This window comes from Aliarcobacter cryaerophilus ATCC 43158 (genome assembly GCF_003660105.1).
In the GTDB taxonomy this organism is placed as follows: domain Bacteria; phylum Campylobacterota; class Campylobacteria; order Campylobacterales; family Arcobacteraceae; genus Aliarcobacter; species Aliarcobacter cryaerophilus.
On sequence record NZ_CP032824.1, the window covers coordinates 44381 to 69317 of the forward strand.

Below are 24937 nucleotides of genomic sequence, written 5' to 3' on the forward strand. Positions count from 1 at the left end.
GGAGAAGTAATGTAGACAGAAAAGTACTTCTAAGATGAGTTATAAATACAAGTTCAATAACCTGTACCTTATTAAACATGCTCCAAATGTCATACGAACAACATATTTTATTTAACAAAGCTCCAAAATAAAAAATTTCTTATAACTTTATTGCCAATTTTTAAACTTCGTTTGACAACACCTAGAAATATTAATCTAATTAATATATGTATATTTAAGTATAGAATAAAAATTTAGGAAGATAAAAAATTATTAATACTTATTTATTAAATTTATTATACTTTTTTAAAAAAATTAGTTACATTTCCACAAGCAACTACGAAAAGATTTGGATTATCTAAAAGAAGTTTATCTGGTTTATTAATAGCTCTCATTCCTTCACCTGCTCTTACAATATGTATTAAACTTCCAGCATCCATTCTTTCTAAATATTTTTGTAAAGTTGGCCATGATGTTCCAACTGCTGAACTTAGTTTTGAGATATTTAATTCATAAGGTTTTGTACTACAAAGCATATAAATAATCTTTTTTAATTTATCTAGCTTTGAAGGTTCTATATTATATATTCCACATAAATCTGAGTCAATTGTAAGATTTATTACTTCTAAAAGTTTCATAGAATAATCACTTAGTGATTCTTTGTAAAAAGGATAACATCCATATTTTAAATAGTTATTAAATTGTTCAAGAGGTCTTATTTTTTTTAAAATTTCAAAAGTAATGTCTTCGTGATTTTTTAAAATATCTTCTAATGAATAACTTTGAAAAGTTTGATTAGTTTGTAATTCACAAAATTCTCTTAAAGATAAAACTCCTAAAGTATGAATAACTGCTCTTCTTGATAAATCAGCACTAGCGTGTTCTATTTGAAATATTTATTTAATAATAAATATTTTGTGTATAAAAGTAATAAAATAGATTTTTATATCTAAAATTATTACTTTTATATAGATTTATAAATAGTTTTAACTATAATAAGGTGTTTCACACAAGGAAATAAAATAGGGATTTTACTTACTTTAATATTTTGGGGTGTAGTCATATATTTTGGCTATAAACTTTTTAATAAATTTCTAAATAATGGCTCTTTGTGTAAATTACTTTGTAATGAAAAAAGGAGCTAATGTAATGGCTTTAAAACAAAATCCATATAAACTTGTATGTCCAAAGTGTGGAGAAAAGATGGAAAAAAGAAGTATTGATAGACTTGATAGTGTAATTGATAGTTTGTTTAGGAAATAGAAAAATTAATTTTATGGAGATATTAAATTATGAATAATAGAGATTTATTTGATTTAAAAAATAAAAGATTGGAACAAGTAAAGTTTAATGAAATTATGAATCAAACTAATATTGGAAATTTGGATAAAGCAAAAGTAATGGAAGTATTGCAAACTATTCCAAATATTGTTGAGTTACAAAGAACATATTTGAATACTATAAAAGATATTATTGATTCAGCAAAAGCTACGCATCTTTCAGCAATGGAAAAAATTTCAATTAAGAATTTTGAAAAAATTTATGAAATAATTGAAAAAATGTCAAAAGATGGAAGTGAGGATTTTAAAAGAGAATGTTTAAATAAAATTTTTGAGCTTGGTAAATTAGAACTTGAATATGAAAAACAAAAAAATGATACAGTTAAAAATATGAATAATCAAAATAATAGTCTATGGAAAAAAATTGCTATTGGAGTAGGAGTAATAGTTGTTGGAGCTATAGGTGCCGTAGCTGCTTCAAAATTTGATAAAAAATAAAGGTTAAATATGAAATTGTTGAGTAAAATATTGAAACAAAAAAATACAACAAACATAAGTAAGTTAAAAATAGAAATTAATAAGATTACCTTAGAATTTAAAAATATTTTAAATAGTATAAATGATAATTTTGAGAGTAAAGATGTTAGAAATAATATTCTTATAGAAATAGAAAAATTAGAAAAAGATATTTCAATTCTCTTTGAAAAAGAATTAGAAAATACTATTAGTACTTTAAATTTAATAAATAAAGAAATATTTTCTTATATAAAAAATCTAGAAGAAGAAACAAAAAAACAATTTGATGATTTAAAATTAGGAATTAACAACACTCAAGAAGAAAAAATTGATATTGAAAATTCAAAAAAAGATTTTTTACCAACAATAGAAGACAATATACTATTTATAAAAAAAGAATTAGATAAATTAAAAGAGAAATATATATTAAAAAATAAAAATTTGAAAATAGAGATATATGGTAAATCAATAAAATCAAGACATTATTCAAAAGAGATATTAACAAAACTGATACACAAAAGAGAAGATGAACTATTTAATAATATAAGAAATATTTTAAATGAATTTGATGAAAATATAAATAATGTACTAAATTTAAATATATTAAAGTTAAATCAAGAAATTATAAGTGAAAAACATAAAGGGCATATTTTATTAAAGGAAATCCCATATTTAGACTTGAAATTTTCATTTCCTATTATAAAAATAAATCAAACAGGATATATATTAAACAGTTCTTTAACTAATTCTATAGAAAAAGAAAATCTAATTATAGATTATGAAATAGTAGAAAATACATTGCCTTTATTTGCGACAATAAAAAATATTTTTTCTAAACCTGAACCAAAAACAAAGAAACAGCAATATTTTGTAATCAATTCAAATATTTTTGATAATTTGTTAAATAATATATTTTCGCATATTAAAAAAATACTAGATGTTACAATAGAAAATGAAGTTAAAAATAAGCTTGATTTGGAAATGAAAAATTTAAATAAACTAATATCTAAAAGAGTATCTGATTTAGAAAAAGAAATTGAAGAAAAAAAGGTTTCTATAAAAAATAAAATTTCAATATGTGAGGATAGATTTAATATTCTGGAATTGTTAAAAATTATTAATGATAGAGTTAAGCAACGAATAGAAAAGTGTTCATTTGTTCTAAAGGAAGAAAATGGAAAATAATAAAATAAGAATTTTAGAAAATTTAGATATAGGCATAAAAAGAGATGAGTTAAATTATTTAAATAAAAATCACCATTATATAGCAGATAGAATGATTTTAGAGCTAGTTAATGGTGTTAATGTTGTGGCAAATGACCACAATGATATTTTAAAAAATAGGCAAAGTATTAAAAATAGAATTTGGGATAATGTAACAGGAACTTCAGGAAAAAGACAAAATTTAATAAATGAAAGTTTAATAAATGGATTAAATGCTTGTTCTTATTGGCTTCAAGATCAAAGTGAACACATATCTAGGGTAGATTTAAAAGTAGCATTCATAGCAGAAAAACTATATGAAACTAGGGAAAGTATTATAAAATTTTATTCTCAATTTAAAGATTTGGATCAACAAGTTGAAATGATTTCAAAAACTTTAGAAAGTTTTAAATCTGAAACAGAAAATAAGTTTTTTAATATTGAAAAAAGACTAAGTAAAGTGGAAGCTAAAGATTTAATAAGAGAAGAAATTTTATATTTAACAACTAAAGAAAATTATGAACATTTTGATAGCATATATTTAAAAATATATTGTTTATTAGATAATTTATTTAGTGGTACTCTAGGTTTGATTATTGAAAAAAGTAATGAAAATGAACGAAATGATATTATTAGATTTTTAAGAGCCAGTCTAAAAGATGCAACAAAAGACTTAGTTAAAAAGAGGTATTTAGACATTAGTCTGATGATAAATGATATTGAAAGAGTAAAAGAAATTGATAAAAATGCTTTGAGTTTGATTAGTACACAACAGTACAATACTATTATAATTAATAATAAACTACCAGAAATTAGCGATTTGGTAAGTATTATAACAACTTTTGATGAACCAAAAAAGATAATTGAAAGTCAATCTAATATTAGTGAATTTATAACGTATGATGAATTTATTGAAATTTCAATAAATGAACAAATTATTTTTTAAGGAATAATAATGGATATTAAATTAGGAGTAGTGCTTTCTGGTGGTGGAGCAAAAGGAGCTTATGAAGCTGGATTTTTAAAAGCTTTGAGTGAATTTAATATTCAACCTGATGCTATTTCAGGAACTAGTATAGGTGCTTTAAATGGGGCTATATATTCATCAAATAAGAATACAAAAGATGTTGCATTAGCTCTTGAAAAAATTTGGAAAGATTTAGCAAATACAAAAGCATTAAGTTTTATAGATAAAAAGAAAACTTTTATGACTTTTGTAGAAATATTAACCATTTTTAGTCCTACCGCACCAGTTAGTAGATTAGCTAGAGGAATTTCTTACTTGGCTTCTAAAGGAAATAATAAATCTGGAGCATTAAAAATAGAACCTATTAATAATATTCTTGGAAATTATACTTCAATTGAGAAATTAAGAATGGGTTTACCTTTTTATGTTGGCTTAACAGAAAGTAGTGGAAATGTAATTGATGCTCTAAGACTTTTTGAACTTGAAAATAATGGATTAACTGAATATAGAAAAATTAAAGATTTAAAAGATGAAGATATTTATACGACTATTTTAGCTTCAGCAGCTTTACCTATATTTTTTGATGCACAAAAAATTGATGGAGTAGAATATAGAGATGGTTGTTTAGGCTCTTTAAATAATGAATGGGGAAATACACCTGCAAAACCTTTAATAGAAAAAGAAAGTTGTACTCATCTTATAGTTTGTCATTTAAATGAAGGAAGTTTTTTTGATAGGAATGACCCTATATTTGATAATACACAAATTATTGAAATTAGACCTACTCAAGATACTTTTAGTAAATTTTGGTTTTCAACGTTACGATTTAGTGTAGATAAAATAGATTTATGGATGAATCAAGGATATGAAGATAGTAAAAGAATTTTAAGTGAATCATTTAAAGCCTTAAGTACAAAAAATCAAAGAATAAACAGTGAAATTAAGTCTGATATTTCTATCGAAAGATTAAAGAACCAAAACTTCTTTATTCCTGATATCAAACAAAGAGTACTTTAGATTACAAAGTGAACTAACAGTTAAGTCTCAAAATAAGGAAAATAATGAATAAAAATATAGATTTTACAATTGAAGAATTATATGTTTTGTTGCAGAATAAAAGCTGGAATAATTTGGAGATGGCGTATAACTATGCAAAAAATTGGGAAGAGTTGAATATTGCAAAAGAAATAATTTTTGAATATAAGAAAAAATAAGTTAAAAATACTCAACATGAAGTTATTAGTATTAAAAAGTATGAGAATTCATCTAAAGAAAAATTCACAATAAAACTTTTTAAAAGTAAACAAGAGTTTAATTTTTTTACAGCAGTTATTCAAACACATCAAAATTTCTTTACTTATCCCAATGTAGCATTAAGTTGTTTAATTGATTTTGAAAAAATAAAAGATGAACTATCATCTGCTGAAAGAGATTACTTTTTTAAAGCAATTGTTGATTGTGTGGTTTTTAATGTAAAAGATAATAATTATGAGCCAATTAATTTTTATGAGTTAGATAGTGACTACCACGATAATATTAGAGTTATTAACAATGATAGAATGAAAACTAAGATATTTGAAGTTTCAGGACTAAAACTAATAAGAATAAGACCAAAAAATAATGAATCACCAAACATTGAACAAGTTATTAAAGCAATTGAAGATATCAAATAAGATGAAAAAGGATAAAAAGTATTCAAGTTATATTTTTGACTTTTATTAAGAATCCAAACATAGATAATTTTAAGTTAAATTTATAAATACGGAAAATAACGCTCTCTAAAACGCACGATAAGTTTGAAGTAATACATTTTATCACCTAAAAACGTTTTTAGAGCATATAAATATTAACTAATCTAGCAAAAAAAATCATTTTTAAGTTAAATTAAAGTTTTATAGAAAAGCCTTATTTATAGCACTTTGGAGCACTTTATTAAATACGGAAAATGAAGCATTTTCCGTATCTAATAATTAAGTTTTTTCAAGGTAAAATAGCAAGTGAATTTACAACAATAAAGTTTAAAAAATATACAAGAGCCTATAAATAGGCACTTTTACTAAAAGAAGCTATATATTTAAGTTTATTGTTGGAATTTTTACAAGAGAAAATCAAAATAAATTGATTAGTACAACAACAAACAGAAATAAGTTGATTTCTACAATAATAAGCTTAAATGGAAAGGAAACATAAAATGGTAAAAAAGAATCAATATGAATTAATTGAAAATTCAGTTATAGATGATGGAGCTTTTTTACTTGAACCATATGATGACTGGAAAGAAAATATAGCTTTTTGGATTGCACAGTACTTAAGTCAAAAATGTGATGAACAATCAAGAAGATTTGTAACTGAATATAATATACCAAAGATAATTAGTATCAAAGAAGCTATACTTAATAGCAAAGATATTGAAGCAATAGGAAAATATGTAAATGAGCTAGGGGTTTTAAAATTTAAAGCTATCAAACAGTATTATAATAATATATATCCATTTTATCACTATATGCTTGAGAGAAAAGCTTACTCAATTAAAAATATAACAACTACCCTATTAGCAAATTATTTTTCTAATACAGAAGAAAAACAAAAAAAAGATTTAGCTGCAGAAAAAATTATAAAAGTTGATATACCAAAAAATATTAAGAATATTTGGGAATTAAGTTATGCAAGTAAAATAAACAGATTAACTGTATTACTAAATTTTATAAAATTTATAGAGAACTCAAACATAGATAAAGAATCAGAAAATGAAGTATTCTTATTTGATATAGAAAGAAGTAAAATTTCAAAAAGTATTCAAAAAGAAAAAAGAGTTTTATCTGTATTAACTCCAAAAGATGGTTTTCAGAAATTCTTTAATGCAATAGAGCTTGTACAATATAAAGATGAAGTAAGAGAGAGGAATATATTAATGTTAAAATTATTGATGTATCTTGGTATCAGAGTATCTGAATTAGTATATTTAAAAAAAGATGATATAACTATTGATAAAAATATTGTTAAGTTCAATATTATTGGTAAAGGGAATAAACAAAGATTACTGTATGTCACTTATAGTCATATAAAAAAACACATGATTAAATATGAAAAGATTAGAACTGAATCACCAGATGGATTTTACTTTACAACTAATAAAGGGAAACAAGTAAATGATAGATATATAAATACTATAGTTCACAATACTTTAGTAGCTGCTCAAATAGAAGTAACAAAAAAATCAAGTGTTCATATGCTAAGACACAGTGTTGCAAGTTATCTAAAGCATACACTCAAAATGGATAATGCATCCATCTCAAAATGGTTAGGACATGAAGATATTAGAACTACAATGATATATCTTCATTATACAGAACAAGAAATTATTGATATGGCTAAATCATTTAAAAAGATTGGAAACTAATTAATTTTTCATAATAAAATTTGCTTGTCAGTTATTATACCTGTTCTATACATAAATGTTAAAGAAATATTTTATATTATAAATGAATATATAAATAATAAATTTATGATTTTTTGAACTCCTAGATTATCTAAAAATTGATTTAATAGTACAAATATAAATATATATATATTTATATACTATTTAAATACAATTAAACTAATTTTAGGAGAAAATATGAAAATAGACAAGTTACTACAAGATTTTTTATTTCATTGTAAATTTGAGAAAAATCTAAATCCAAAAACAATTGCTGCTTATACAATGGATATAGAGCAATTTAAAACATTTAAAGATATTCAATCTATGTGTATTAATGAAGTTGATAAAGATATATTGAAAGAATATATTCAGCATTTATATACTTTAGAACTAAAACCAAAATCAATTAAAAGAAAACTAGCAACATTAAAAGCTTTTTTTACACACCTCGAATTTGATGAAATTATTACTATAAGTCCATTTAGAAAAATGAGAGTTTCAATAAAAGAACAAAAATTACTACCAAAAACAATTGAAATTCAAAATATTAGAAAACTATTTAAATATATTTATAAAATTAAATCCGATTCTAATAACATAGAACAATACTCATATAAAGCACTTACAAGAGATATTGCTATTTTAGAATTATTATTTGCGACGGGACTTAGAGTATCGGAGGTCAGTAATATAAAATATAATGATATTAATTTAAGTACTGGAAATATAAAAGTTTTAGGTAAAGGTGGGAAAGAAAGAACTATTCAAATTTGTGATCAGGAAGTGAAAATAGCTTTAAAAGAATATTTATCAATATTTAAAGATGAGATACTTAAAAAAGAGTGGTTTTTTATTAATAGATTAGGTAATAAATTTACAGAACATTCTATTGCAAATATGATAAAAAAATATCAAACAAAGGCAAATATACAACAACATTTAACTCCACATATGTTTCGTCACAGTTTTGCAACTATGCTTCTTGAAGAAGGAGTTGATATTAGATATATACAAGGGATGCTAGGACATTCATCTATCTCAACAACTCAAATTTATACTCAAATAAATATGAAGCAACAAAGAAAACTTCTATCAACAAAACATCCAAGAAGAAACTTCCAATTCCTCTCTTAACAGAAAATATCCTATTAAAATGAATACATAATAATAGGATATTATAAGTGAATCTTTACAATGAAACGCCTTTTGTTAATAGATATAAGATATTAAGCTTTTTTTCTAAACATATTGAAAATAATTTAGGGAAAGCCGTATCTATTATATATTCTAGAAAAGGTATTGGTAAAAGTAGATTATGTAAAGAAATACTTAAAGATATTAAAACTACTTCAACAAAAGTGAAAGTAAGTATTAATTGTTCTAAAGTAGATTTTTCACAAGATGGTTTTTATATTAAACAAATTGCTAAAGAAATAAATAAAAATAGTTTAACTATTTCTTCTATAAGTATAGAAAAATTTTTACAAATAGATTCCGAAAATGACCATAATGAACTTATATATAAAATAGCAAATGACTATATGGAAAAATCATCTGTTTTAAAGAATGTAAAAGATGTAATATCAAAATTTTTTAGTATTGGTAATTTTAATAGTGATAAAATTTTTGATTCTAATGTTGCAGAAAGTATCAAATTATCTTATAAGTATATTGAATATTGTGCTAAAAATAACTATTTTGTTATAAATATAGAAAATATTCAAAATATTGATATAACATCTTTAAACTTTTTAGTAAAACTTGCCTCTAAAATAGAAAACATTTATTTATTACTAGAATATACTATTTCTAATAATAAAAATTCTTTAAGTTTAGATGAATTACAAAATAGTCTGATTGAAGTTACAGACCTAAAAATAGAAACTAAAGAATTAGAACAATTAAATGAAAATGAACTTATCAAATTGTTAGAAAGCAACAATGACTTGCTAAGACAATATATTAAAACATCTTATACAAAATGGGATGGAAATTTAAGACCATTTGTTAATTTGCACTATAATCTGCCAATTAGCAATGAAGAGGTTAAAAACTTTATTTCTAATAGTAATAATACAATTAATAATCTTGTTACTAATGATCTTCTAGATTTACAAACTAAAGAAATTTTTTTACTTATTTTTATAGCTGTTCATGGTGATTCAGTTGAATTAAATTTAATTAATCAAATACATAATATAAATATTATGACAGATATATCTAATATCTTCGATTTTGAATTAGAATTAAACAGACTTGTTAAAAAAAGATTTTTAGTAGAATATAACAAATCTTATATGATTAACGATGATACGATTTTAGATATCCTTTTAAATTTATCATCTTTTAGTTCAAAAAAGATTTTAGCAACACAATTATGGTTGACTATTTACACACAAGTATATAATAATGACAATAACCATTTTATTTCAAAAAGTACAATAATTTTCAATATATTAAAATTTTCTGTTCAATTACAGGAAAAACAAAATATACTTAAATATCTAAATGAACTTATGTTCTTATTTAGAAATTCTACTCCTATTTGGGTCAAAAACTGGATACAAAAAATTTTAGATAGCTTTAAAAATTCAACAAATGAATATATTAATAATCTTATAAAAATAAGATTAAGTGAAATTACCCAAAATCTATCACTATACGATACTTCATATTCTTTACTAAATTCAATAAGATCACATGATGATAATTTATTACTTGCAAAAGCAATTTTATTAGAAAATAACTCAAAGCCACATGAGTCATTAGATATTATTAATTCAATCATTGAGAAAGATAATTTAAATACAAGATTATACTTATTATGCAAAATTAATCAAATATCTTCATTGCGTTCTCTTAATAACTACAAAAAAGCTGAGCAAATATTTAAAAAACTTCTGGATATGGATGAATATAAAAATTATCTAGAATTTGGTTTTGTTTTAAGATTAGCAGGAACTATATATGATAGTAAAAAAGCATTGCCTTTTGTAATTGAAAGTATAGAACACTTTCATAATCATAATGCATTGATACAGGAGTTACATAGTAGAATAGAACTATCCGTGATACATATTTATAATGAAGAATTTGAATTAGCTCAAGAACAATTAGAAATTACTTCTAAAATTAGTCAGAAAAATTTTATAGAGAGTTATATTATTACAAATAATTTAGCTATAGTTAATCTATATCAAAATAAAGATATTGAAAACACATATACAATGTTAAAAAGATGTTTAAGTATGGTTCAAACGCCATTTGATAAACTTGCCTTGCATATCAATTTATTGATTAGTGCAAATTGTTTAAATTTGGATAAAGAATTAATTTTAAATCTATGTGCAACTATTGATGAGCTTTGCCTACTGGATAATATTTCAGATAAAGAGATTAAACGAATTTCTTATTTAAATTTGATGTTAAGTTGTAAAAAAATAGGAAATGACGAGCAATTGGATATATATAAAAGACGATTCGAACATATAATTGTTCAAAGCAACAAATATGAGCTCGATACAAAATTTAAAATGCTCATTAATAATGAATTAGGTCTTTCAATGCAAGAAAATTGTGTTGGACATTTCATAACGTGTGAATTATCTCATTGGAGTATTGAGTTTGATAATATTTTGAACAATTTTGAATAAGTAAGCCTATAGATTCTTCATAAGTATATCCATTTGACATTATAGCTTTAGAAAAACTACTTTCACGTCCACAATATGGATCTGGTGTAAGTTCAATCAAATAAAATTTGTTATTTAATATTTTACCATCTACTCTAAGGTAATCAATTTTACCCATATGTCTATACATATCAATAATATAATTTTTTGTTTCAACATCAAATTTATCTGTTATAACTTTATGACTAAATTTTTCACAATAGAGTTGTTTATATTCCAAAGTATATAAATTATTATTAAAAAAATTAATATCTTCGATATGAATATCTTCAATAACTTCAAAAATATTTATATTCTTATTATCCCCAACTAATGTAATATTAACCTCTTGTCCGCCAATAAACTCTTCTACTATAATAGGTTGTTTAAAAATTTCTAATAACTCTTTTATTAGTGTTATTGCTTTTACAAAAGTATTAACAATATTTTTGTTAGATATTCCAATAGAGCTACCCTCATAATTTGGCTTAACAACTAACGGTAATTTTAATGATTTAATTAGAGATATATCATTTTCATCATAAATTAGTATAGAGTTTGGAGATAAAATATTAAATCTTTTTGCAAATGTTTTACATAAATTTTTATCTTGACATATGATTCTATTATAAACATCTGCACCTAAGAACTTAACATTCATACTTTCACAAATAGCAGGTACTAGGGCTAATCTATTTCTAGAAATTTCCCCACCATAGATAGTCATAACAAACTCAACACTATTTTTAACTAAATAATTATTTAACTCTTTTGGTGAGTTACATACGAATACTTGTTTAGAATATATTGTTAGTGCCCTAACTACATCATCAATATATTCTTGAGAAGGTTTTTCTAATGTTGTAGAGTTGAAATTAATATTTTCTTCTGTATGTTCAAATATATCAGCAACTAAAACTATATTATTATACATATAATATCCTATTATTTGATGTTTAAGTATATCATAATTCTTTTATAATATACATCAAATGTTTATGTTAATAAACTCAAAAAATAAATCGAAAAAGTATATTTAGGTTTATTTTTTTCATAAATACAAAACAAATAATTAATGTTTGTAATTTTAAAATAATAATAAAATATTTTTTTAAATGAATCGATTAAAATATACAATCGACTCATTTTATGATACTATTATAGTAATTATTTGGCTCAAAGGTAAAATATGAAAGAAAATATTATAAAATGGATATGGCAACATAAAGATTATCCAAATTTTAAATATGACAAATCAAAGTTAACAGATTTACTTACTCAAATTGAATATAATAGAGGACAACTTGATGGTATTTCAAAATTATTTAATAGAGATGATATAACAAAAATTGAAATTGAAACATTAACTGATGAAGCAATTAATACATCTTTAATAGAGGGTGAACTTTTAAAAAGAGAAAGCGTTAGATCTTCATTTAAGAAAAAACTAGATAAAGATTTTGATGCAAGAAGTGATAAATATTCAACAATTGCAACTGATAATTTAGTTGAAATTTTAATAGATTCAAATTTAAATAAAAAAGAATTACATATAGATAGATTACATGGTTGGCACAACTGTCTTTTTGAACATACACAATATAGTAAATTAAATAAAATTGATATTGCAAAATTCAGAAGCCATAGTGATATGGAAGTAATCTCTGGTGCAATTGGATATGAAAAAGTTCACTATAAAGCAATACCTGTAGAAAAAATTGATAAAAATATAGAAAACTTCTTAAAATATTGTAATGAAAGTTTTGAAAATCTATATATAAAAGCTGCAATAGTTCATATTTGGTTTGTAATTATACATCCTTATGATGATGGAAATGGAAGAATTGCTAGAGCTATTACAGATTATGTTCTTTCACAAAACAATACAAATACACAATTTAAACTATACTCTATTTCAACTGCGATTAATAAAGATAGAAAAGCTTATTATGATATTCTAGATAAAACTACAAATTTATTTTTAAATAGAGAGTTTGATATTACAGCTTGGATTATTTGGCATTTAAATATATTAAATAATGCCATGGAAGAAGCGCTAAAAAACATTGAATATCTAATACAAAAAACAAAGTTTTGGGATGAACATAGAAACAAAGCTCTAAATGAAAGACAAATAAAAGTTTTAAATAAAATATTGGATGTTGGGAATGAGAATTTTGAAGGTGGATTAAATACAAAAAAATATATATCTTTAACAAAAGTTAGTAAAGCTACAGCAGTTAGGGATATAACTGCTCTTGTAGAATTTGGATGTATAAAACAAATTATTGGTACTGCTGGTCGAAATGTTAGGTATGAGATTAAGTTTTAAAAAATAAAAATGAAACCTCAAAAATAAATAGATTTTAACGATAAACTAAAAGACTCTCTTTTTGTTTATAATCACTAGAAAAATAATTTTAATATTTAAAGCAATTTTTGCGCACTTTAAATGCTTATATATAATGCTTATATTCAGCCGAATTTTATACAAGCTTCTTTTTTATTAAATATTGGCACTACTAATACGTTTAATATAGCCGAATTTTTAACAGCTTTTTTTGCAGTTTAAAAACCATCATTTTAGAGTTTTCTTACAAAAAATTAAAAAATATAACATTTAAATAATAGTTTGCTACTATTATTCTTTTTCAAATATCATAAGCCGTAAAATTAATTTCATAAATAATCATTTTAAAGCTTCTAAAACTAAAAATAAACTTTAGCTAGTAACTATTATCAAAATTTAATATTTTTTTCTTATAGATAGTTTATCTTTGCTTTAAATACTATAAATACTTTTTTAAATTAATTTAAGTATATAAGAATAATTTAAATTGAAATATTTATAAAGTATACTTTATAATAAACTTGCTATTATTCTAAAATACATTTTATAATAAGAGGAAAATATGGATTTAGCAACACTTCAAAAAATATCTACTCAAATCTTATCTAGAGAAGTTCCAATTTATAAAAGATATCTTTATTCAAAAATTGATTTCAATAGTAAATTAATAGGTATAAAAGGAGCAAGAGGTGCTGGAAAAAGTACTATACTTTTACAATATGCAAAAAGTTTAAACTACCCTATTTCAAAAATACTTTATGTTAGTTGTGATCATCCAGCAATGAGTGGGGTATCATTATATGATATTGCTGAAGCATTTTATGCAAGAGGTGGAAAACTTTTTATTATTGATGAAATACATAAAAATGAAAATTTTTCAAAAGATTTAAAAGCAATATATGATGTATTTGATTTACAAGTCTTATTTAGTGGCTCTTCTGCTTTACAAATAGAGTACTCTAGTGCTGATTTATCAAGAAGAGCAGTTATTCATACATTAGGTGTTTTATCTTTAAGAGAATTTTGTGAATTACAAACTAATCAAACTTTTCAAAGTTATTCATTAGAAGATATTTTAAAAAATCACGAAGACATTACTTTTGAAATTTTAAAAAAAATAAGACCTCTTGAACAATTTAATAACTATTTAAAATATGGATGTTATCCTTTTTACAAAGAATCACTAAGTGATTATTCTATGAAACTTTTAGAAGTAATAAATCTTACAATTGACTCAGATTTATGTGGAATATATAATATAGAACCTTCAAAGCTAGATAAATTAAAAAAGATTATTTATATGCTTTGTAGTACAAAACCTTATGAATTAAATATCTCAAAACTAAGTTCAGCAGTTGGAACATCATGGCCAACTTTACAAAAATATTTAGAAAGAATGGATGCTGGAAGTTTAATACATATTGTAAGAGCAGGTGAAGGAATGAGAGCTATTAATAAACCAGATAAACTTCTTTTAGATAATCCAAATCTTTTCGTAGTTGCTTGTGGAAATGGTGATATAGGATCTATTAGAGAGAGTTTTTTTGTATCTCAACTTGTACTTCATAATCAAGTACACTATCATGACAAAGGTGATTTTATTATAAATGATAATTATGTATTTGAAATAGGAGGTGCATCAAAAGATGCATCTCAACTAAAAGGAAATAAAAATGGTTATGTTGTAAATGATGATGTAGAAATTGGATTTGATAATAAAATACCACTTTGGCTTTTTGGATTTCTTTACTAAAATTTATTTTTAATTTTTTAATAGCAGGTGAATAACTGTACACCTTTTAATTTTTTATTTTTTCAATTTCAAAAATATTTTCAAACTCTATTCTTGTTATTGAAAATCTTTTTAAAAATTACATAAACTCTTTGTTTATTTTCAAGTGCATTTGTCTTATCACCAAAGATTTCAAGAAGATATTTTTCAATCTCGTGAAGTGTAGAAAATCATTCATTTTTGTATCTTTTATTTTAATTTTTTTTATGATTTTTTTAATATTTAAAACTTAAAGCATTTATGCTATTTTTTCATTTTTTGTAAAAAAACTCAAAAATGATAGTTTTTGAACATCAAAAAATGGCTGTATAAAATTCGGCTAAATTAAAGGAATTAGTAAAGCCTTTTTTTATATCAAAAAAAGCTTGTATAAAATTCGGCTAGCTAGTTAAAAATTATTTTATTTATATTTCAAATAAAGAAAAGCACTGTAAAATCGATACTCTTTAATTTAAAGCTTATATATGGCTTAAAAATTGTAATGATTTTTTATGGATTTTTTTTGTATAAAATTCGGCTAAATAGAAGTATTATGTAAGTATAAATCTTGCTTAAAAATTTCAGCTATTTTAAAATATTATTTTTCTCAAAAATAAGCAAAAAGAGAATCTTTTCACTTATTGTTAAAATCTATTAGTTTGATTCTTTATTTTGTTCTACAACATCATTTATACTTACCCTTATCTTAGTATTCTTTTTCTTTCTTTTTGTCTTCTAGGCTACTTAAATCGCTTTTAATCATAGTAATTCTTCTAATAATCTATGATCTATTAAATGACTAAGTGCAGTTCCACCAACGAATCTAATATCATTATTTTCAAATAACTCATCATTTGCTATAAGTTCTAATACTTCTTGTGTTTTTTGTAGCATTTTATTTTCCTATTTAGTTTAATTGTTTATAAATATGTGCTTTGTGTTTATTGAATGATTTTAATAAATTAATATCTTTTCGTTCTATTACATGATAAGCTAATCTTTCTGGTCCAAAATATTTTAAAAGTAACATTAGTCTTTTTTCATTCCATTTATTTAAAACAATATTTATAAAATTTGGTATTTCATATCTATGTCCATCTTCTACACTATAAAACAATTCTTCACCAAATAATTTTTTATCAAGGATGATATATTTTTGACTTGGTTCTATAATAGGCTTTAGATACATATTGTCATTTTCATTTTTTTTATTTGCTCTCTCTTTTTGATCATTAAACTCAAATCCCTCTAAAAATTTATTAAACTGTTCTTCTTTATTTATTTTCATTAGAATTTTTACATAATTTTCAAATGTGATTTTTCCTTTTTGTTCAAAAGTCTTGTATGTAGAATATTTAATATCAACAAAATTAGCAAACTCTTCCTGGCTTAGTTCAAGTGCAATTCGTTCAGCTCTTATCTTTTTACTAGCGACCATTAAAATTTTTTGTACAGAACTTTTAATCATTTATCAATATCCTTAAATATAAATTGTAATTGCTGTAATTATATCAATTAGTTAATTTTATATAGCTAAAAAGCATGTAATTGATAAAATATAAGCATACTAAAAGTATTAATCAATCAAAAGCTTTATAAATTATGGCTATTAATCTATGTCATAAAAACATTCCTATTAGTAGCATAACCTTTTTTGAATTGGCATTTTGTGAAACATTAGATAATAAAGCTAATTGGGTTTGGTCTGCTTGTAAAAGGAATATATACTTTTATTTTTTCTATAATTTCTTCTCTTCTTCTTTTTATTTCTTTTATTAAAATAAAAACAACAAGGACAGCAAAAATTACAACAAGAAGTAAAACTTTAAAAATTAAATCTATCATTTTGATACTCTTCTTTGAAATTTTTTAGCTATAAGCTTTTGAGCATTTTTTAAAATCTTTTTCAAAGTACAATAGTCTTCACCAGTTAATGAACTATACTCCTTGAGAGAAAGTTCTTCTGCGTTTGACTTTGTAAAAAGTCCTAAGTGTATGTTGTAAACTCTTGCACTTATTATTGGCAATTTTCCTTTTATTTCTAGAACAATTTTTTTAATAGCAGGTGAATCATAATACTCTTTTTCATTTTCTATTTTTGCACTTTCAAAAATATTTTCAAACTCTATTCTTGTTATTAAATATCTTTTTGAAAATTCCATAAACTCTTTTTTATATAATTCATTATCAATTATATTTTTAAAATCAAACATCTTTTTTAAAAACATTTTTATTTGAAAAAATATTTTTTCTTCCCCCTTCAAGCTGATCACTTTTTTTTAAAACCTTTTCGTAAAATCTTTGTTTGTTTTCAAGTGCATTTATCTTATCATCAAAGATTTCAAGAAGATATTTTTCAATCTCGTCAAGCATAGAAAAATCATTCATTTTTGACCTTATTATTTTAATTTTTTTTATGATTTTTTTAACATTTAAAAACTTAAAGCATTTATGCTATTTTTTCACTTTTTGTAAAAAAACCAAAAAATGATGGTTTTTAAAAAGCAAAAAAAAGCTGTTAAAAATTCGGCTTAATTAAATACTAGTATAGCAATTGCAATATGGCAAAAAAAAGCTGTTAAAAATTCGGCTTAGTACAAAAAAATTATTTTATCTATATCATATTTTTTACAAAGTACTATAAAATCGACATTTCTTAATTTATAGCTTAAATAATGCTTAAAAATATTAAGGATTTTTTATTTGTTTTTTTTCGTTAAAAATTCGGCTGAATTAAACATTATATGTAAGTATTTAAACAGTGTAAAAAAATTAAAAATCTTAATATTATTTTTCTAATGATTATAAGCAAAAAGAGAGTCTTTTCGCTTATTGTTAAAATCTATTGATTTGAGTCTTTGTTTTCGTCAGAATTGTTGTTTGGTTGAGTAGCTTCATCCGTTTGTTTTTTGCTATTGCTTTTGTCCTCTAGCATATCTAAATCGCTTCAATTTTACCAGCTTTGTCTAATTCATCTTTTGCAATTTTGCCTTGACTAAACATCATAAAGATACTTCCAAGTATTTATATCTTTTCTTGATTAACTTCATTTAACTCATTAATTTTACTTGAAATTTTTATAGTTTTTGAGTTTGAAAAGAGATTTTATTTTAAAAAATAATAGTTATATTGTAGATGATTTTAATTTATTCTCTAAATAATTTAACATCTGATCTTGAGTAATCATTTTTATTTATTGATCTTTTTTTATAATATTTGTAATCTCTAAAGATTCTAAATATTCATCTTCTTCATTTGTTTAATGATTAATATTTAAACCATAATATTTTGGATTTATTTTAAAATGTGATTGGATTTTTTCATAAATTATATTATTAGACTGCGTTAAAATCTCTTTACTATTTTCATCTACAAGATTATTTTTTATATCATAAGCATCTAGAGATTTCACACGCATGTTTCCACCCATTTCACAAATAAGTTTCCACATGTTTCACTAACTTGTTTTCAGCTATTTCACTTTTATGTTTCCATTTTTTGAAACATTTGTGAAATAAATTTGGAAATTATGTTGGCGAAATAGTTTTACAAGTTTCAAGAGATAAACTTACTCAATTATTTTTACTCTCAACATTTTTTTTCGCTGAAAAAATTGCAACTCCTACAATTCCTAAAACAATTGGAAGAAATAAAAATATTCCACTTACTATTGTTGTTGTCATATGTCTTTTCCTTTTTTAAAATAATATAATAGATTTAAAAAATTAACTATTTGATATTTTGTATTTTAGTTTTTAAATCTTGTTAATAAAAATATTTACATACAAGTAGCAATATTCCTATCAATGCAATAACTATTATTTTGATTATATCACTATCTAGTTTATGTCACTTAAGTTATATCTAGTTTCATATATTTTTTAATTTAATTTTTAGCAAATTAAAAACCTCTCCAGAATTAACTGGAAACTAATTTAAACAATAAATTATTTATAGATTAGTTCGCTAAAAAATTAGCAAGATTTTTTGTGTTTTTTCTTTGGTTCTTTTAAAATTATTCCTATCATCAATGGAAATAACATTGACAAAAAAGCAAAGCTTCCAAGAGCAATTAATCCTCGAGTTACATTATCCACTTTTTCTCCTTCTTGAGATTTCAAGTACTCCTTGAATCCCACTTATTAAAATAATTATACTAAAAAGTTTTACTAAAAACAATCTTTTTATTGTTGGTCTTTTAAATTGAAGCACATAAAATCATTTTTGTGCTAGTTATAAACTTGCATTAAAAGTAGTAAAAATAATTAAAAATTTCTTTATATAATCGAAAGTTGTTATATCAATTAATATTGTATTCTTTACTATCAGGGTCAATATTAATAGTTTCATTTATTTTTCTCAATAAGTCCTTTTTTGTATCAGCTTTAACATTATCAAAAAAAGTATCATATATTTTTACATTATCCGTCTTTTTAACTTTGTCTATAACTCTTAAAGATACAAACGATCCAGAAACTTCTTGTTTTTTAGGTTTATTTTCTTCTTTTTTGGGTTTATCCGATAATAAAGAAAATACTCCAGCAACAGTTAATCCAATAACAGCTGATACTACGTTACCATTTGAAGCACTCGCAAGGTCCATGGCAGATTGTCCAATAACTATATGATCACCATTATATCCTTGATTTTCATAGAATTTAAACTTATTAGTATCAGATTCTAATGATGAAAATTTAATTCCTTTTTTAAGTGCTGCTAAATATCTAAGTTCTACAGGATCATAATCTCTTGATAACTCAAAATAAATCTCTTTATCAGCTTTTTCAGGACTATCTACCATTTCCCAGCCACCTAGCTCAATTTGTTTTTTAATATCATTTTTTACAAGGTTGTGAAGACCAGAGTATCTAGTAAAAAATATAAGTTCTTGCATATCTGAATTTTCTTGATCGACATGGACTTTAGTAGTTAAATATGTATCTCTTTTATTAACTACAGAAGCAAAATCCTTAATATCACCACTTATAATCGGGAAGCTTATATAATTAGCAATATTTTGATATTCTTCAAGTCGAGATACTAAATTATTATATTGTTTCTCAAAAATAATTTTTGTGCCATCACTAGATAATTTAAATTTTCCACCCTCAACTTTTTTTCCTAAGTCATTCTTTGCTACAGTATATTTTGCATCTCTAAAGCTAGATACTTCATTTGGATTAGTAATAGTAAACAAGTTTAATGAAATAATTCCAGCAGAACCATTCAAATCTTCAACTAGTTTTTTAGTAGCTTTAAGAGCAAGATCCTCACTAAAATCTTTATAATAAACTTTAGTTTTACTATTGTTTTTTAAGTATATAGATGGATCTCCATTATAAACTTTTTTATGAGCACAACCACTTAAACCAAACATAATAGCAGTAAGTATTGCTATTTTTATAATTAGACTTTTCATATTTTCTCTTGTGTTATTAAATATTTATATTATTCTCAAATTTACATTAGTTATTATTTACAACTAACTCCATTTGCTGTCCAACCATTAGATGTTTTTAATAATGGTAAATCACATACTTTATTATTAACTTGTATAATTACATAAGTTCTTCCATCTTTTTCATAATATTTAATAAATTCAGCACTTGGTTTCTCTTCAGTAGATAATTTATAAACTTTTACAAAATAATCTAAAGTTTCTTGACTAGGTAATTCAACTTTTATTGGTTTTTGTTGATTTTTAATCTCATTAAGTGTTGTTTTTGTTTGAATTAACTCTTGCTTTATCTCATCAAGAGATTCTCTAATTTTAACTATCTCTTTTTTATCTTGATCATCATAACAACCTATAAAAGTTATTGATAATGTAGTTAGAAACAACAAATTTATTAATTTATTTTTCACTATTTTCTCCCTTTTTAACTCTTTGTTTTCTTCCAAATATTAGATATAAAATCCAACCTATAGGATATAAAACTAAAATTATAATAATCCAAACAATTTTATTTATATTATCTTTAAATTCACTAATAGCAACATTAACCAACATAACTAAGGGCATTATCATAAATAAACTAATTATGAATAATGATATTCCGCTTGGCATTCCCATATTTTCACCTTTTTTAATATTTTTTAATTATAACCTTATCCACCACATTTCATACCAATAGCATTCCACTGTTTATCTATTTCAATCATTGGCATTTCACAAATCATTCCTTTAATTTGTAAAATATATACTAATTTTCCATCTTTTTCAAAAGATTTTACTATTTTTATATCATTTTCTTTAGCTGATTTAATATTATATAACGCAGCTAAAGATTTAACAGTTTTTTCATCTGGAGTAGAAGAACAGCCAATAAAAGCTGCTCCTATTAATATTGTTGATAATAATATTTTTAAATTTTTCATTTTCATCATAGTCTACTTATTTAATAAGTTCTGGAAAATCTTTATGATTTAAAATATCACTAACTAATTGATTTACAGTTGGTTCAAATGATGTTCCCATATTATTACAAGCTGTTGAAGCTAAATATGCTGATGGATAATCTCTTTTTGTATTTACAGTTAATGATTTTCCATTTGAAGAGTTTATAGTTGCATTAATTTCCCAATAAGCATTTCCAAACATAGAGCTTCCATATACTTTATTTATATTTCCACTTAAGTTTATATTTGAATTTTTATCATAATTCCCAGCCATTTTAAGTTCACTTAAAAGTGCATTTTCAATATATGTAGAAAATGGTTCACCTTTTGGAGTAGATACTGTTTCTGCTAATCTACACAAAACACTACTTTCACCTTTATTTGTAGAAGTAAAATTTGAAACATTTAATTTAAGATCTTTAAAATCTCTTAATGTTTGTACATTATCAGCAGATGGATTATACTCTGTAGTTTTTATACCACAACCTGTAAATAATAAAGTTGCTAATGCAACACTTGAGCTTAATAATAGAATTCTTTTCATTTTTTCCCTTTTTTATTTTATTAATTTTATCCCATAGGATAAAGACTAAATGATTCTATCTTAATAAAGTTTATAATAATTTTAACCTATAGGATAAATATATATGGAAGTAGATTTTAGTAACAGTTCTAAAGAAGAGATTGAGTTTTTTTATAAAAAAATATCTACAAATATTAAAAAATATAGATTAGAAAAAGGATTGTCTCAAGAAAAATTAGCACTTGATATTGGTGTTAAATCAATTGCATTTTACTCAAATTGTGAAAGTAATAGATATCAAAAACACTTTAATTTAGAGCATTTATATAAGATATCAAAATCTTTAAATATAAATATTGAAGATCTATTTAAATAAATTATTATTTATTAATTTTTCAAAATATTTTTATAAAAGCACTTGAACATAATCTTTAAAGCCATTTATTTAAAAATCTCATCACTCTTTCATCTTTATCTTTTTTATAATTTAAAAAGCTTACAACTAATCCACCAATAAATAAAAATATAGCTGCTTCTTTTGAGTCATTTATATTACTAAAAAATAGTATTATTGATGGAATGATTAAAAATAGTATTATAAGTATATAATTTTTCAAGTTTTATCCTTAAAGTTGATTTTTATAGTAATTATAAACATAATTACCATATTTTTTTATTTTTATATATTTTAATATTGAAAATATAAATATTAAAATTAAAAGTATATTTACTAAAAGACTTATATTTAAATAGAGTATAAAAATAAATATAGCAATTGAAACTACAAATGAGTTTGAACTAGTTTTTACTATTTTATTTTTTGAGTTTATAATTGATATTTTTTCATCTTTTTTAAATTTTATATTTTTATTACTTTTGATAAATTTATAATAACCTATATAACTTTTTAAGCTTTTAATATTTGATTTATAAATTTTTAACTCAAATAGAGTAATTAGAGTTAAAAATATTATTACTGTTATTTGCATAGAAGAATCATTTTATTTATTTACAACTTTAATTTTATTAGCTCTTTTTCTTTTTAGTACTAAATATTTTTTATATCTATAAAGCTCTTCTTTTAAATTATCCTCTAAATAAAATTTAATACCAAATAAAAAGAAAAGTATTGCCATAAAGCTTACTAAAACTGTTCCATCATTTGAATTATAGTAAAATGCAGTTGCTATATAAAAAATAAATACCCATAGTAACAATTTACCTTTTAAAAAGCATATTAGGAATAAAAACATATATTTATAGAAAAATCCTCTTGGTATCATATTTTTACTCCTTTGTCTCACATCTAGAAATTATTAGTCTTGTTGGACCTTTAACAAATTTATAACTATCATCAATTATCCAGCCATCATCTTTTGAGACTTCTATTTTTATATCATGTATTTTACAAATAATAGTTTTATTACTATTAAAATCATTTGTAATATCAAATCTAACCTTTTCAATCGAAAGTATATATAGAATTGGAATTGAAATTAAAAATATTATAAATAGTGTCCAAGGAACTATTTTTTCATTTGTTTTACTGTATTTATCTAATCTATTTTGATTCATCTGCAATACCACTACCCTTTTTATTATTTTCAAGTTCAAATAGACTATTAGAAGATTTAGAAGCCATTGATTTTCCAGTTGCAAGTAATATAGCCAAAAATGCAATATAAATTAAAAAACTATTAAAATCTACATAATCATTATCTTGAAAAAACATAGTATAAAAAAAGCCATATATAAAAGAGCCTATTAAAACTAATATTGATATAACTGTTAAAAATATACCAAAGCTATGAAAAAAGTGATTCATATTTTTATAAAATTTACACATATACTTCCTTTTATATTTTTTACTCTGTTTTTTTAGATATACAGTTATATAAAATAAATGAATTTTTATCATCACTAACTCTATATTTATTGTTTTTATAAAATTTGAACCCTAGTTTTTTAGAAACAATAAAGTTATCACATATAATTTCTTCTCCATTTATAAAAGCATTATAAATCTCTTTTCTCTCCTCTTGAGCAACATAAAAAACTACTACTATAAAAATAAGAAAAATAATAGGAAGAATTAAAGCTCTAAGGTAAGAATTAAATAGTTCTTTATCTTTTTTACAATCATCTACTAAATATTCTTGATTCTCCATAGATTCTCCTTATGATTTACTTATCCAAAATAGGAATTTAATACTTATATTATAATCTAAATTAGGTATTAAAGCAATACCTACAAGCTAAAATAGTTAATTTAATGCTATAATATGCTCTAAATTAGTATATAAAGAGAATAATAAATGACAAAAGAAGAGTTTTGTATTAGATTAAAAGAGTTAAATCTTACACAAAAAGATTTTGCAGAGATTGCACATGTACCTTACTCAACATTAAATAATTGGGGTTGTATGGCTAATGGTAAAATAATACAAGTTCCAACTTGGGTAGAGCCTTTTTTAAAGCATTATAGTCAATCTATAAAATATGATAAAGTAAAAAAACAAGTCGTTCAACTATTATTAGAAGAGATGAAACAAAGAAAACAAAATTCAACAAATCAAAATAAGGATTAAAAAATGTTAGAAGTAATTGCAATTTCAGTTTTAGTTTTAGGAACAATATTAGCTATTGGTAAATATGATTATGAAAGAAGTTTGAGAAAATAAGCTTTAGGTTAAAGATTTAATTAAAATACTTATCTTAAAAACATTTTAGTCTCTTATTACTAGTTAATATTTGGATAGTGATGATTTATGATAATAATATAAAGAATTATAATAAATAAAAAAAAGTAAAATTTTAATTGTAATTATTTATTATTATATTAATTTATACATTCATC

General features: G+C 22.9%; 33 protein-coding genes. 13 read left to right on the top strand and 20 right to left on the bottom strand.

Annotated elements, in window-relative coordinates; all coding sequences use genetic code 11:
• Window positions 1-275 precede the first annotated feature (275 nt).
• On the bottom strand, window positions 276-875 hold the full coding sequence (locus ACRYA_RS10960; protein ID WP_502697132.1) for a DUF8612 domain-containing protein: 600 nt from the start codon (window positions 873-875) through the stop codon (window positions 276-278).
• A 396-nt stretch (window positions 876-1271) separates the two neighbouring features.
• Between ACRYA_RS10960 and ACRYA_RS10385 the strand changes: the two genes are divergently transcribed.
• The 9 genes from ACRYA_RS10385 (at window position 1272) to ACRYA_RS10420 (ending at window position 11019) form a co-directional block, all read left to right on the top strand.
• Window positions 1272-1757: a hypothetical protein gene (locus tag ACRYA_RS10385; protein WP_066152110.1), complete on the top strand. Its 486-nt coding sequence runs from the start codon at window positions 1272-1274 to the stop codon at window positions 1755-1757.
• A gap of 9 nt (window positions 1758-1766) precedes the next feature.
• Window positions 1767-2960, top strand: coding sequence for a hypothetical protein (locus ACRYA_RS10390; RefSeq protein WP_066152113.1), 1194 nt, complete (start codon window positions 1767-1769; stop codon window positions 2958-2960).
• Window positions 2950-3924: a diguanylate cyclase regulator RdcB family protein gene (locus ACRYA_RS10395; RefSeq protein ID WP_066152116.1), complete on the top strand. Its 975-nt coding sequence runs from the start codon at window positions 2950-2952 to the stop codon at window positions 3922-3924. The genes ACRYA_RS10390 and ACRYA_RS10395 overlap by 11 nt, the downstream gene beginning before the upstream one ends.
• 9 nt (window positions 3925-3933) lie before the next feature.
• Window positions 3934-4962, top strand: coding sequence for a patatin-like phospholipase family protein (locus tag ACRYA_RS10400; RefSeq protein WP_066152118.1), 1029 nt, complete (start codon window positions 3934-3936; stop codon window positions 4960-4962).
• A 44-nt stretch (window positions 4963-5006) separates the two neighbouring features.
• Window positions 5007-5159: a hypothetical protein gene (locus ACRYA_RS10800; RefSeq protein ID WP_164701169.1), complete on the top strand. Its 153-nt coding sequence runs from the start codon at window positions 5007-5009 to the stop codon at window positions 5157-5159.
• Window positions 5160-5405: 246 nt separating this feature from the next.
• Complete coding sequence (locus tag ACRYA_RS10865) at window positions 5406-5618, top strand: PDDEXK family nuclease (protein ID WP_066152121.1); 213 nt, start codon at window positions 5406-5408, stop codon at window positions 5616-5618.
• A 518-nt stretch (window positions 5619-6136) separates the two neighbouring features.
• Window positions 6137-7345, top strand: coding sequence for a tyrosine-type recombinase/integrase (locus ACRYA_RS10410; RefSeq protein WP_066152124.1), 1209 nt, complete (start codon window positions 6137-6139; stop codon window positions 7343-7345).
• A 216-nt stretch (window positions 7346-7561) separates the two neighbouring features.
• The gene (locus ACRYA_RS10415) at window positions 7562-8500 is read left to right on the top strand and encodes a tyrosine-type recombinase/integrase (protein ID WP_105918336.1); all 939 of its coding nucleotides are present in this window, start codon (window positions 7562-7564) and stop codon (window positions 8498-8500) included.
• Window positions 8501-8547: 47 nt separating this feature from the next.
• Window positions 8548-11019: a tetratricopeptide repeat protein gene (locus ACRYA_RS10420; RefSeq protein ID WP_066151977.1), complete on the top strand. Its 2472-nt coding sequence runs from the start codon at window positions 8548-8550 to the stop codon at window positions 11017-11019.
• Here ACRYA_RS10420 and ACRYA_RS10425 read toward each other — a convergent pair.
• Window positions 10955-11971 carry a D-alanine--D-alanine ligase family protein gene (locus tag ACRYA_RS10425; protein WP_121443308.1) on the bottom strand — a complete coding sequence of 339 codons (1017 nt, stop codon included), beginning with the start codon at window positions 11969-11971 and terminating at the stop codon, window positions 10955-10957. The two genes, ACRYA_RS10420 and ACRYA_RS10425, sit on opposite strands and share 65 nt — an antisense overlap.
• 255 nt (window positions 11972-12226) lie before the next feature.
• Between ACRYA_RS10425 and ACRYA_RS10430 the strand changes: the two genes are divergently transcribed.
• Both ACRYA_RS10430 and ACRYA_RS10435 read left to right on the top strand, forming a co-directional pair.
• The gene (locus tag ACRYA_RS10430) at window positions 12227-13369 is read left to right on the top strand and encodes a Fic family protein (RefSeq protein ID WP_105918343.1); all 1143 of its coding nucleotides are present in this window, start codon (window positions 12227-12229) and stop codon (window positions 13367-13369) included.
• Between the two features lie 580 nt (window positions 13370-13949).
• Window positions 13950-15140, top strand: coding sequence for an ATP-binding protein (locus ACRYA_RS10435; RefSeq protein WP_105918342.1), 1191 nt, complete (start codon window positions 13950-13952; stop codon window positions 15138-15140).
• Between the two features lie 777 nt (window positions 15141-15917).
• Here ACRYA_RS10435 and ACRYA_RS10915 read toward each other — a convergent pair.
• The 12 genes from ACRYA_RS10915 to ACRYA_RS10480 all read right to left on the bottom strand — a co-directional run bounded on the left by ACRYA_RS10915 (window position 15918) and on the right by ACRYA_RS10480 (window position 22101).
• Window positions 15918-16052 carry a hypothetical protein gene (locus ACRYA_RS10915; protein WP_257792995.1) on the bottom strand — a complete coding sequence of 45 codons (135 nt, stop codon included), beginning with the start codon at window positions 16050-16052 and terminating at the stop codon, window positions 15918-15920.
• A gap of 13 nt (window positions 16053-16065) precedes the next feature.
• Window positions 16066-16626, bottom strand: coding sequence for a helix-turn-helix domain-containing protein (locus tag ACRYA_RS10440; protein WP_105918341.1), 561 nt, complete (start codon window positions 16624-16626; stop codon window positions 16066-16068).
• A 209-nt stretch (window positions 16627-16835) separates the two neighbouring features.
• Window positions 16836-17003, bottom strand: coding sequence for a hypothetical protein (locus tag ACRYA_RS10805; RefSeq protein WP_164701146.1), 168 nt, complete (start codon window positions 17001-17003; stop codon window positions 16836-16838).
• Entirely contained in the window at window positions 17000-17371 is a 372-nt protein-coding gene (locus ACRYA_RS10445; protein WP_133161003.1) for a hypothetical protein, read from the bottom strand. Before ACRYA_RS10445 ends, ACRYA_RS10805 begins: the two co-directional genes overlap by 4 nt.
• On the bottom strand, window positions 17364-17546 hold the full coding sequence (locus tag ACRYA_RS10450) for a hypothetical protein (protein WP_105918339.1): 183 nt from the start codon (window positions 17544-17546) through the stop codon (window positions 17364-17366). Before ACRYA_RS10450 ends, ACRYA_RS10445 begins: the two co-directional genes overlap by 8 nt.
• Window positions 17547-18417: 871 nt before the next feature.
• Window positions 18418-18609 (bottom strand): hypothetical protein, encoded by a 192-nt coding sequence (locus ACRYA_RS10455; protein ID WP_105918338.1) that lies wholly within the window; start codon window positions 18607-18609, stop codon window positions 18418-18420.
• Window positions 18610-19132: 523 nt separating this feature from the next.
• Window positions 19133-19255 (bottom strand): hypothetical protein, encoded by a 123-nt coding sequence (locus ACRYA_RS10920; protein ID WP_257119364.1) that lies wholly within the window; start codon window positions 19253-19255, stop codon window positions 19133-19135.
• Window positions 19256-19458: 203 nt separating this feature from the next.
• The gene (locus tag ACRYA_RS10460) at window positions 19459-20577 is read right to left on the bottom strand and encodes a hypothetical protein (RefSeq protein ID WP_105918337.1); all 1119 of its coding nucleotides are present in this window, start codon (window positions 20575-20577) and stop codon (window positions 19459-19461) included.
• 53 nt (window positions 20578-20630) lie between these two features.
• Window positions 20631-21023, bottom strand: coding sequence for a hypothetical protein (locus ACRYA_RS10465; protein ID WP_121443309.1), 393 nt, complete (start codon window positions 21021-21023; stop codon window positions 20631-20633).
• Window positions 21013-21231: a PLDc N-terminal domain-containing protein gene (locus ACRYA_RS10470; protein ID WP_121443310.1), complete on the bottom strand. Its 219-nt coding sequence runs from the start codon at window positions 21229-21231 to the stop codon at window positions 21013-21015. Before ACRYA_RS10470 ends, ACRYA_RS10465 begins: the two co-directional genes overlap by 11 nt.
• A 35-nt stretch (window positions 21232-21266) precedes the next feature.
• Window positions 21267-21542: a hypothetical protein gene (locus tag ACRYA_RS10475; protein WP_105918353.1), complete on the bottom strand. Its 276-nt coding sequence runs from the start codon at window positions 21540-21542 to the stop codon at window positions 21267-21269.
• Window positions 21543-21552: 10 nt separating this feature from the next.
• Complete coding sequence (locus ACRYA_RS10480; protein ID WP_105918354.1) at window positions 21553-22101, bottom strand: hypothetical protein; 549 nt, start codon at window positions 22099-22101, stop codon at window positions 21553-21555.
• Between the two features lie 103 nt (window positions 22102-22204).
• On the opposite strand from ACRYA_RS10480, the gene ACRYA_RS10485 reads away from it, so the two are divergent.
• Window positions 22205-22456 carry a helix-turn-helix transcriptional regulator gene (locus ACRYA_RS10485; protein WP_066358389.1) on the top strand — a complete coding sequence of 84 codons (252 nt, stop codon included), beginning with the start codon at window positions 22205-22207 and terminating at the stop codon, window positions 22454-22456.
• A gap of 55 nt (window positions 22457-22511) precedes the next feature.
• Here the strand turns inward: ACRYA_RS10485 and ACRYA_RS10490 are convergent, their stop codons facing one another.
• Genes ACRYA_RS10490 through ACRYA_RS10515 form a run of 6 tightly spaced genes read right to left on the bottom strand, consistent with a single transcriptional unit; the run spans window position 22512 to window position 24248 of the window.
• Window positions 22512-22697 carry a hypothetical protein gene (locus ACRYA_RS10490; protein ID WP_121443311.1) on the bottom strand — a complete coding sequence of 62 codons (186 nt, stop codon included), beginning with the start codon at window positions 22695-22697 and terminating at the stop codon, window positions 22512-22514.
• Between the two features lie 9 nt (window positions 22698-22706).
• Window positions 22707-23069, bottom strand: a complete 363-nt coding sequence (locus ACRYA_RS10495; RefSeq protein WP_121443312.1) for a hypothetical protein — start codon at window positions 23067-23069, stop codon at window positions 22707-22709.
• A gap of 12 nt (window positions 23070-23081) precedes the next feature.
• On the bottom strand, window positions 23082-23363 hold the full coding sequence (locus ACRYA_RS10500) for a hypothetical protein (RefSeq protein WP_026806865.1): 282 nt from the start codon (window positions 23361-23363) through the stop codon (window positions 23082-23084).
• A 4-nt stretch (window positions 23364-23367) separates the two neighbouring features.
• Complete coding sequence (locus tag ACRYA_RS10505; protein WP_139451031.1) at window positions 23368-23661, bottom strand: hypothetical protein; 294 nt, start codon at window positions 23659-23661, stop codon at window positions 23368-23370.
• Complete coding sequence (locus tag ACRYA_RS10510) at window positions 23642-23926, bottom strand: hypothetical protein (protein ID WP_121443313.1); 285 nt, start codon at window positions 23924-23926, stop codon at window positions 23642-23644. Before ACRYA_RS10510 ends, ACRYA_RS10505 begins: the two co-directional genes overlap by 20 nt.
• A gap of 19 nt (window positions 23927-23945) precedes the next feature.
• On the bottom strand, window positions 23946-24248 hold the full coding sequence (locus ACRYA_RS10515; protein ID WP_105918357.1) for a hypothetical protein: 303 nt from the start codon (window positions 24246-24248) through the stop codon (window positions 23946-23948).
• A gap of 147 nt (window positions 24249-24395) precedes the next feature.
• Between ACRYA_RS10515 and ACRYA_RS10520 the strand changes: the two genes are divergently transcribed.
• Window positions 24396-24668 carry a helix-turn-helix domain-containing protein gene (locus ACRYA_RS10520; RefSeq protein WP_051489045.1) on the top strand — a complete coding sequence of 91 codons (273 nt, stop codon included), beginning with the start codon at window positions 24396-24398 and terminating at the stop codon, window positions 24666-24668.
• Window positions 24669-24937 lie beyond the last annotated feature (269 nt).

Excerpts from the sequence above, each read along its gene's own strand:
- ACRYA_RS10385 (WP_066152110.1), top strand. The coding sequence starts at position 1,272 with ATGAATAATAGAGATTTATTTGATTTAAAAAATAAAAGATTGGAACAA.
- ACRYA_RS10390 (WP_066152113.1), top strand. The coding sequence starts at position 1,767 with ATGAAATTGTTGAGTAAAATATTGAAACAAAAAAATACAACAAACATA.
- ACRYA_RS10395 (WP_066152116.1), top strand. The coding sequence starts at position 2,950 with ATGGAAAATAATAAAATAAGAATTTTAGAAAATTTAGATATAGGCATA.
- ACRYA_RS10400 (WP_066152118.1), top strand. The coding sequence starts at position 3,934 with ATGGATATTAAATTAGGAGTAGTGCTTTCTGGTGGTGGAGCAAAAGGA.
- ACRYA_RS10800 (WP_164701169.1), top strand. The coding sequence starts at position 5,007 with ATGAATAAAAATATAGATTTTACAATTGAAGAATTATATGTTTTGTTG.
- ACRYA_RS10410 (WP_066152124.1), top strand. The coding sequence starts at position 6,137 with ATGGTAAAAAAGAATCAATATGAATTAATTGAAAATTCAGTTATAGAT.
- ACRYA_RS10415 (WP_105918336.1), top strand. The coding sequence starts at position 7,562 with ATGAAAATAGACAAGTTACTACAAGATTTTTTATTTCATTGTAAATTT.
- ACRYA_RS10425 (WP_121443308.1), bottom strand. The coding sequence starts at position 11,971 with ATGTATAATAATATAGTTTTAGTTGCTGATATATTTGAACATACAGAA.
- ACRYA_RS10430 (WP_105918343.1), top strand. The coding sequence starts at position 12,227 with ATGAAAGAAAATATTATAAAATGGATATGGCAACATAAAGATTATCCA.
- ACRYA_RS10435 (WP_105918342.1), top strand. The coding sequence starts at position 13,950 with ATGGATTTAGCAACACTTCAAAAAATATCTACTCAAATCTTATCTAGA.
- ACRYA_RS10915 (WP_257792995.1), bottom strand. The coding sequence starts at position 16,052 with ATGCTACAAAAAACACAAGAAGTATTAGAACTTATAGCAAATGATGAG.
- ACRYA_RS10440 (WP_105918341.1), bottom strand. The coding sequence starts at position 16,626 with ATGATTAAAAGTTCTGTACAAAAAATTTTAATGGTCGCTAGTAAAAAG.
- ACRYA_RS10805 (WP_164701146.1), bottom strand. The coding sequence starts at position 17,003 with ATGATAGATTTAATTTTTAAAGTTTTACTTCTTGTTGTAATTTTTGCT.
- ACRYA_RS10445 (WP_133161003.1), bottom strand. The coding sequence starts at position 17,371 with ATGTTTGATTTTAAAAATATAATTGATAATGAATTATATAAAAAAGAG.
- ACRYA_RS10450 (WP_105918339.1), bottom strand. The coding sequence starts at position 17,546 with ATGAATGATTTTTCTATGCTTGACGAGATTGAAAAATATCTTCTTGAA.
- ACRYA_RS10455 (WP_105918338.1), bottom strand. The coding sequence starts at position 18,609 with ATGTGGAAACTTATTTGTGAAATGGGTGGAAACATGCGTGTGAAATCT.
- ACRYA_RS10460 (WP_105918337.1), bottom strand. The coding sequence starts at position 20,577 with ATGAAAAGTCTAATTATAAAAATAGCAATACTTACTGCTATTATGTTT.
- ACRYA_RS10470 (WP_121443310.1), bottom strand. The coding sequence starts at position 21,231 with ATGGGAATGCCAAGCGGAATATCATTATTCATAATTAGTTTATTTATG.
- ACRYA_RS10475 (WP_105918353.1), bottom strand. The coding sequence starts at position 21,542 with ATGAAAATGAAAAATTTAAAAATATTATTATCAACAATATTAATAGGA.
- ACRYA_RS10480 (WP_105918354.1), bottom strand. The coding sequence starts at position 22,101 with ATGAAAAGAATTCTATTATTAAGCTCAAGTGTTGCATTAGCAACTTTA.
- ACRYA_RS10485 (WP_066358389.1), top strand. The coding sequence starts at position 22,205 with ATGGAAGTAGATTTTAGTAACAGTTCTAAAGAAGAGATTGAGTTTTTT.
- ACRYA_RS10495 (WP_121443312.1), bottom strand. The coding sequence starts at position 23,069 with ATGCAAATAACAGTAATAATATTTTTAACTCTAATTACTCTATTTGAG.
- ACRYA_RS10500 (WP_026806865.1), bottom strand. The coding sequence starts at position 23,363 with ATGATACCAAGAGGATTTTTCTATAAATATATGTTTTTATTCCTAATA.
- ACRYA_RS10510 (WP_121443313.1), bottom strand. The coding sequence starts at position 23,926 with ATGTGTAAATTTTATAAAAATATGAATCACTTTTTTCATAGCTTTGGT.
- ACRYA_RS10515 (WP_105918357.1), bottom strand. The coding sequence starts at position 24,248 with ATGGAGAATCAAGAATATTTAGTAGATGATTGTAAAAAAGATAAAGAA.
- ACRYA_RS10520 (WP_051489045.1), top strand. The coding sequence starts at position 24,396 with ATGACAAAAGAAGAGTTTTGTATTAGATTAAAAGAGTTAAATCTTACA.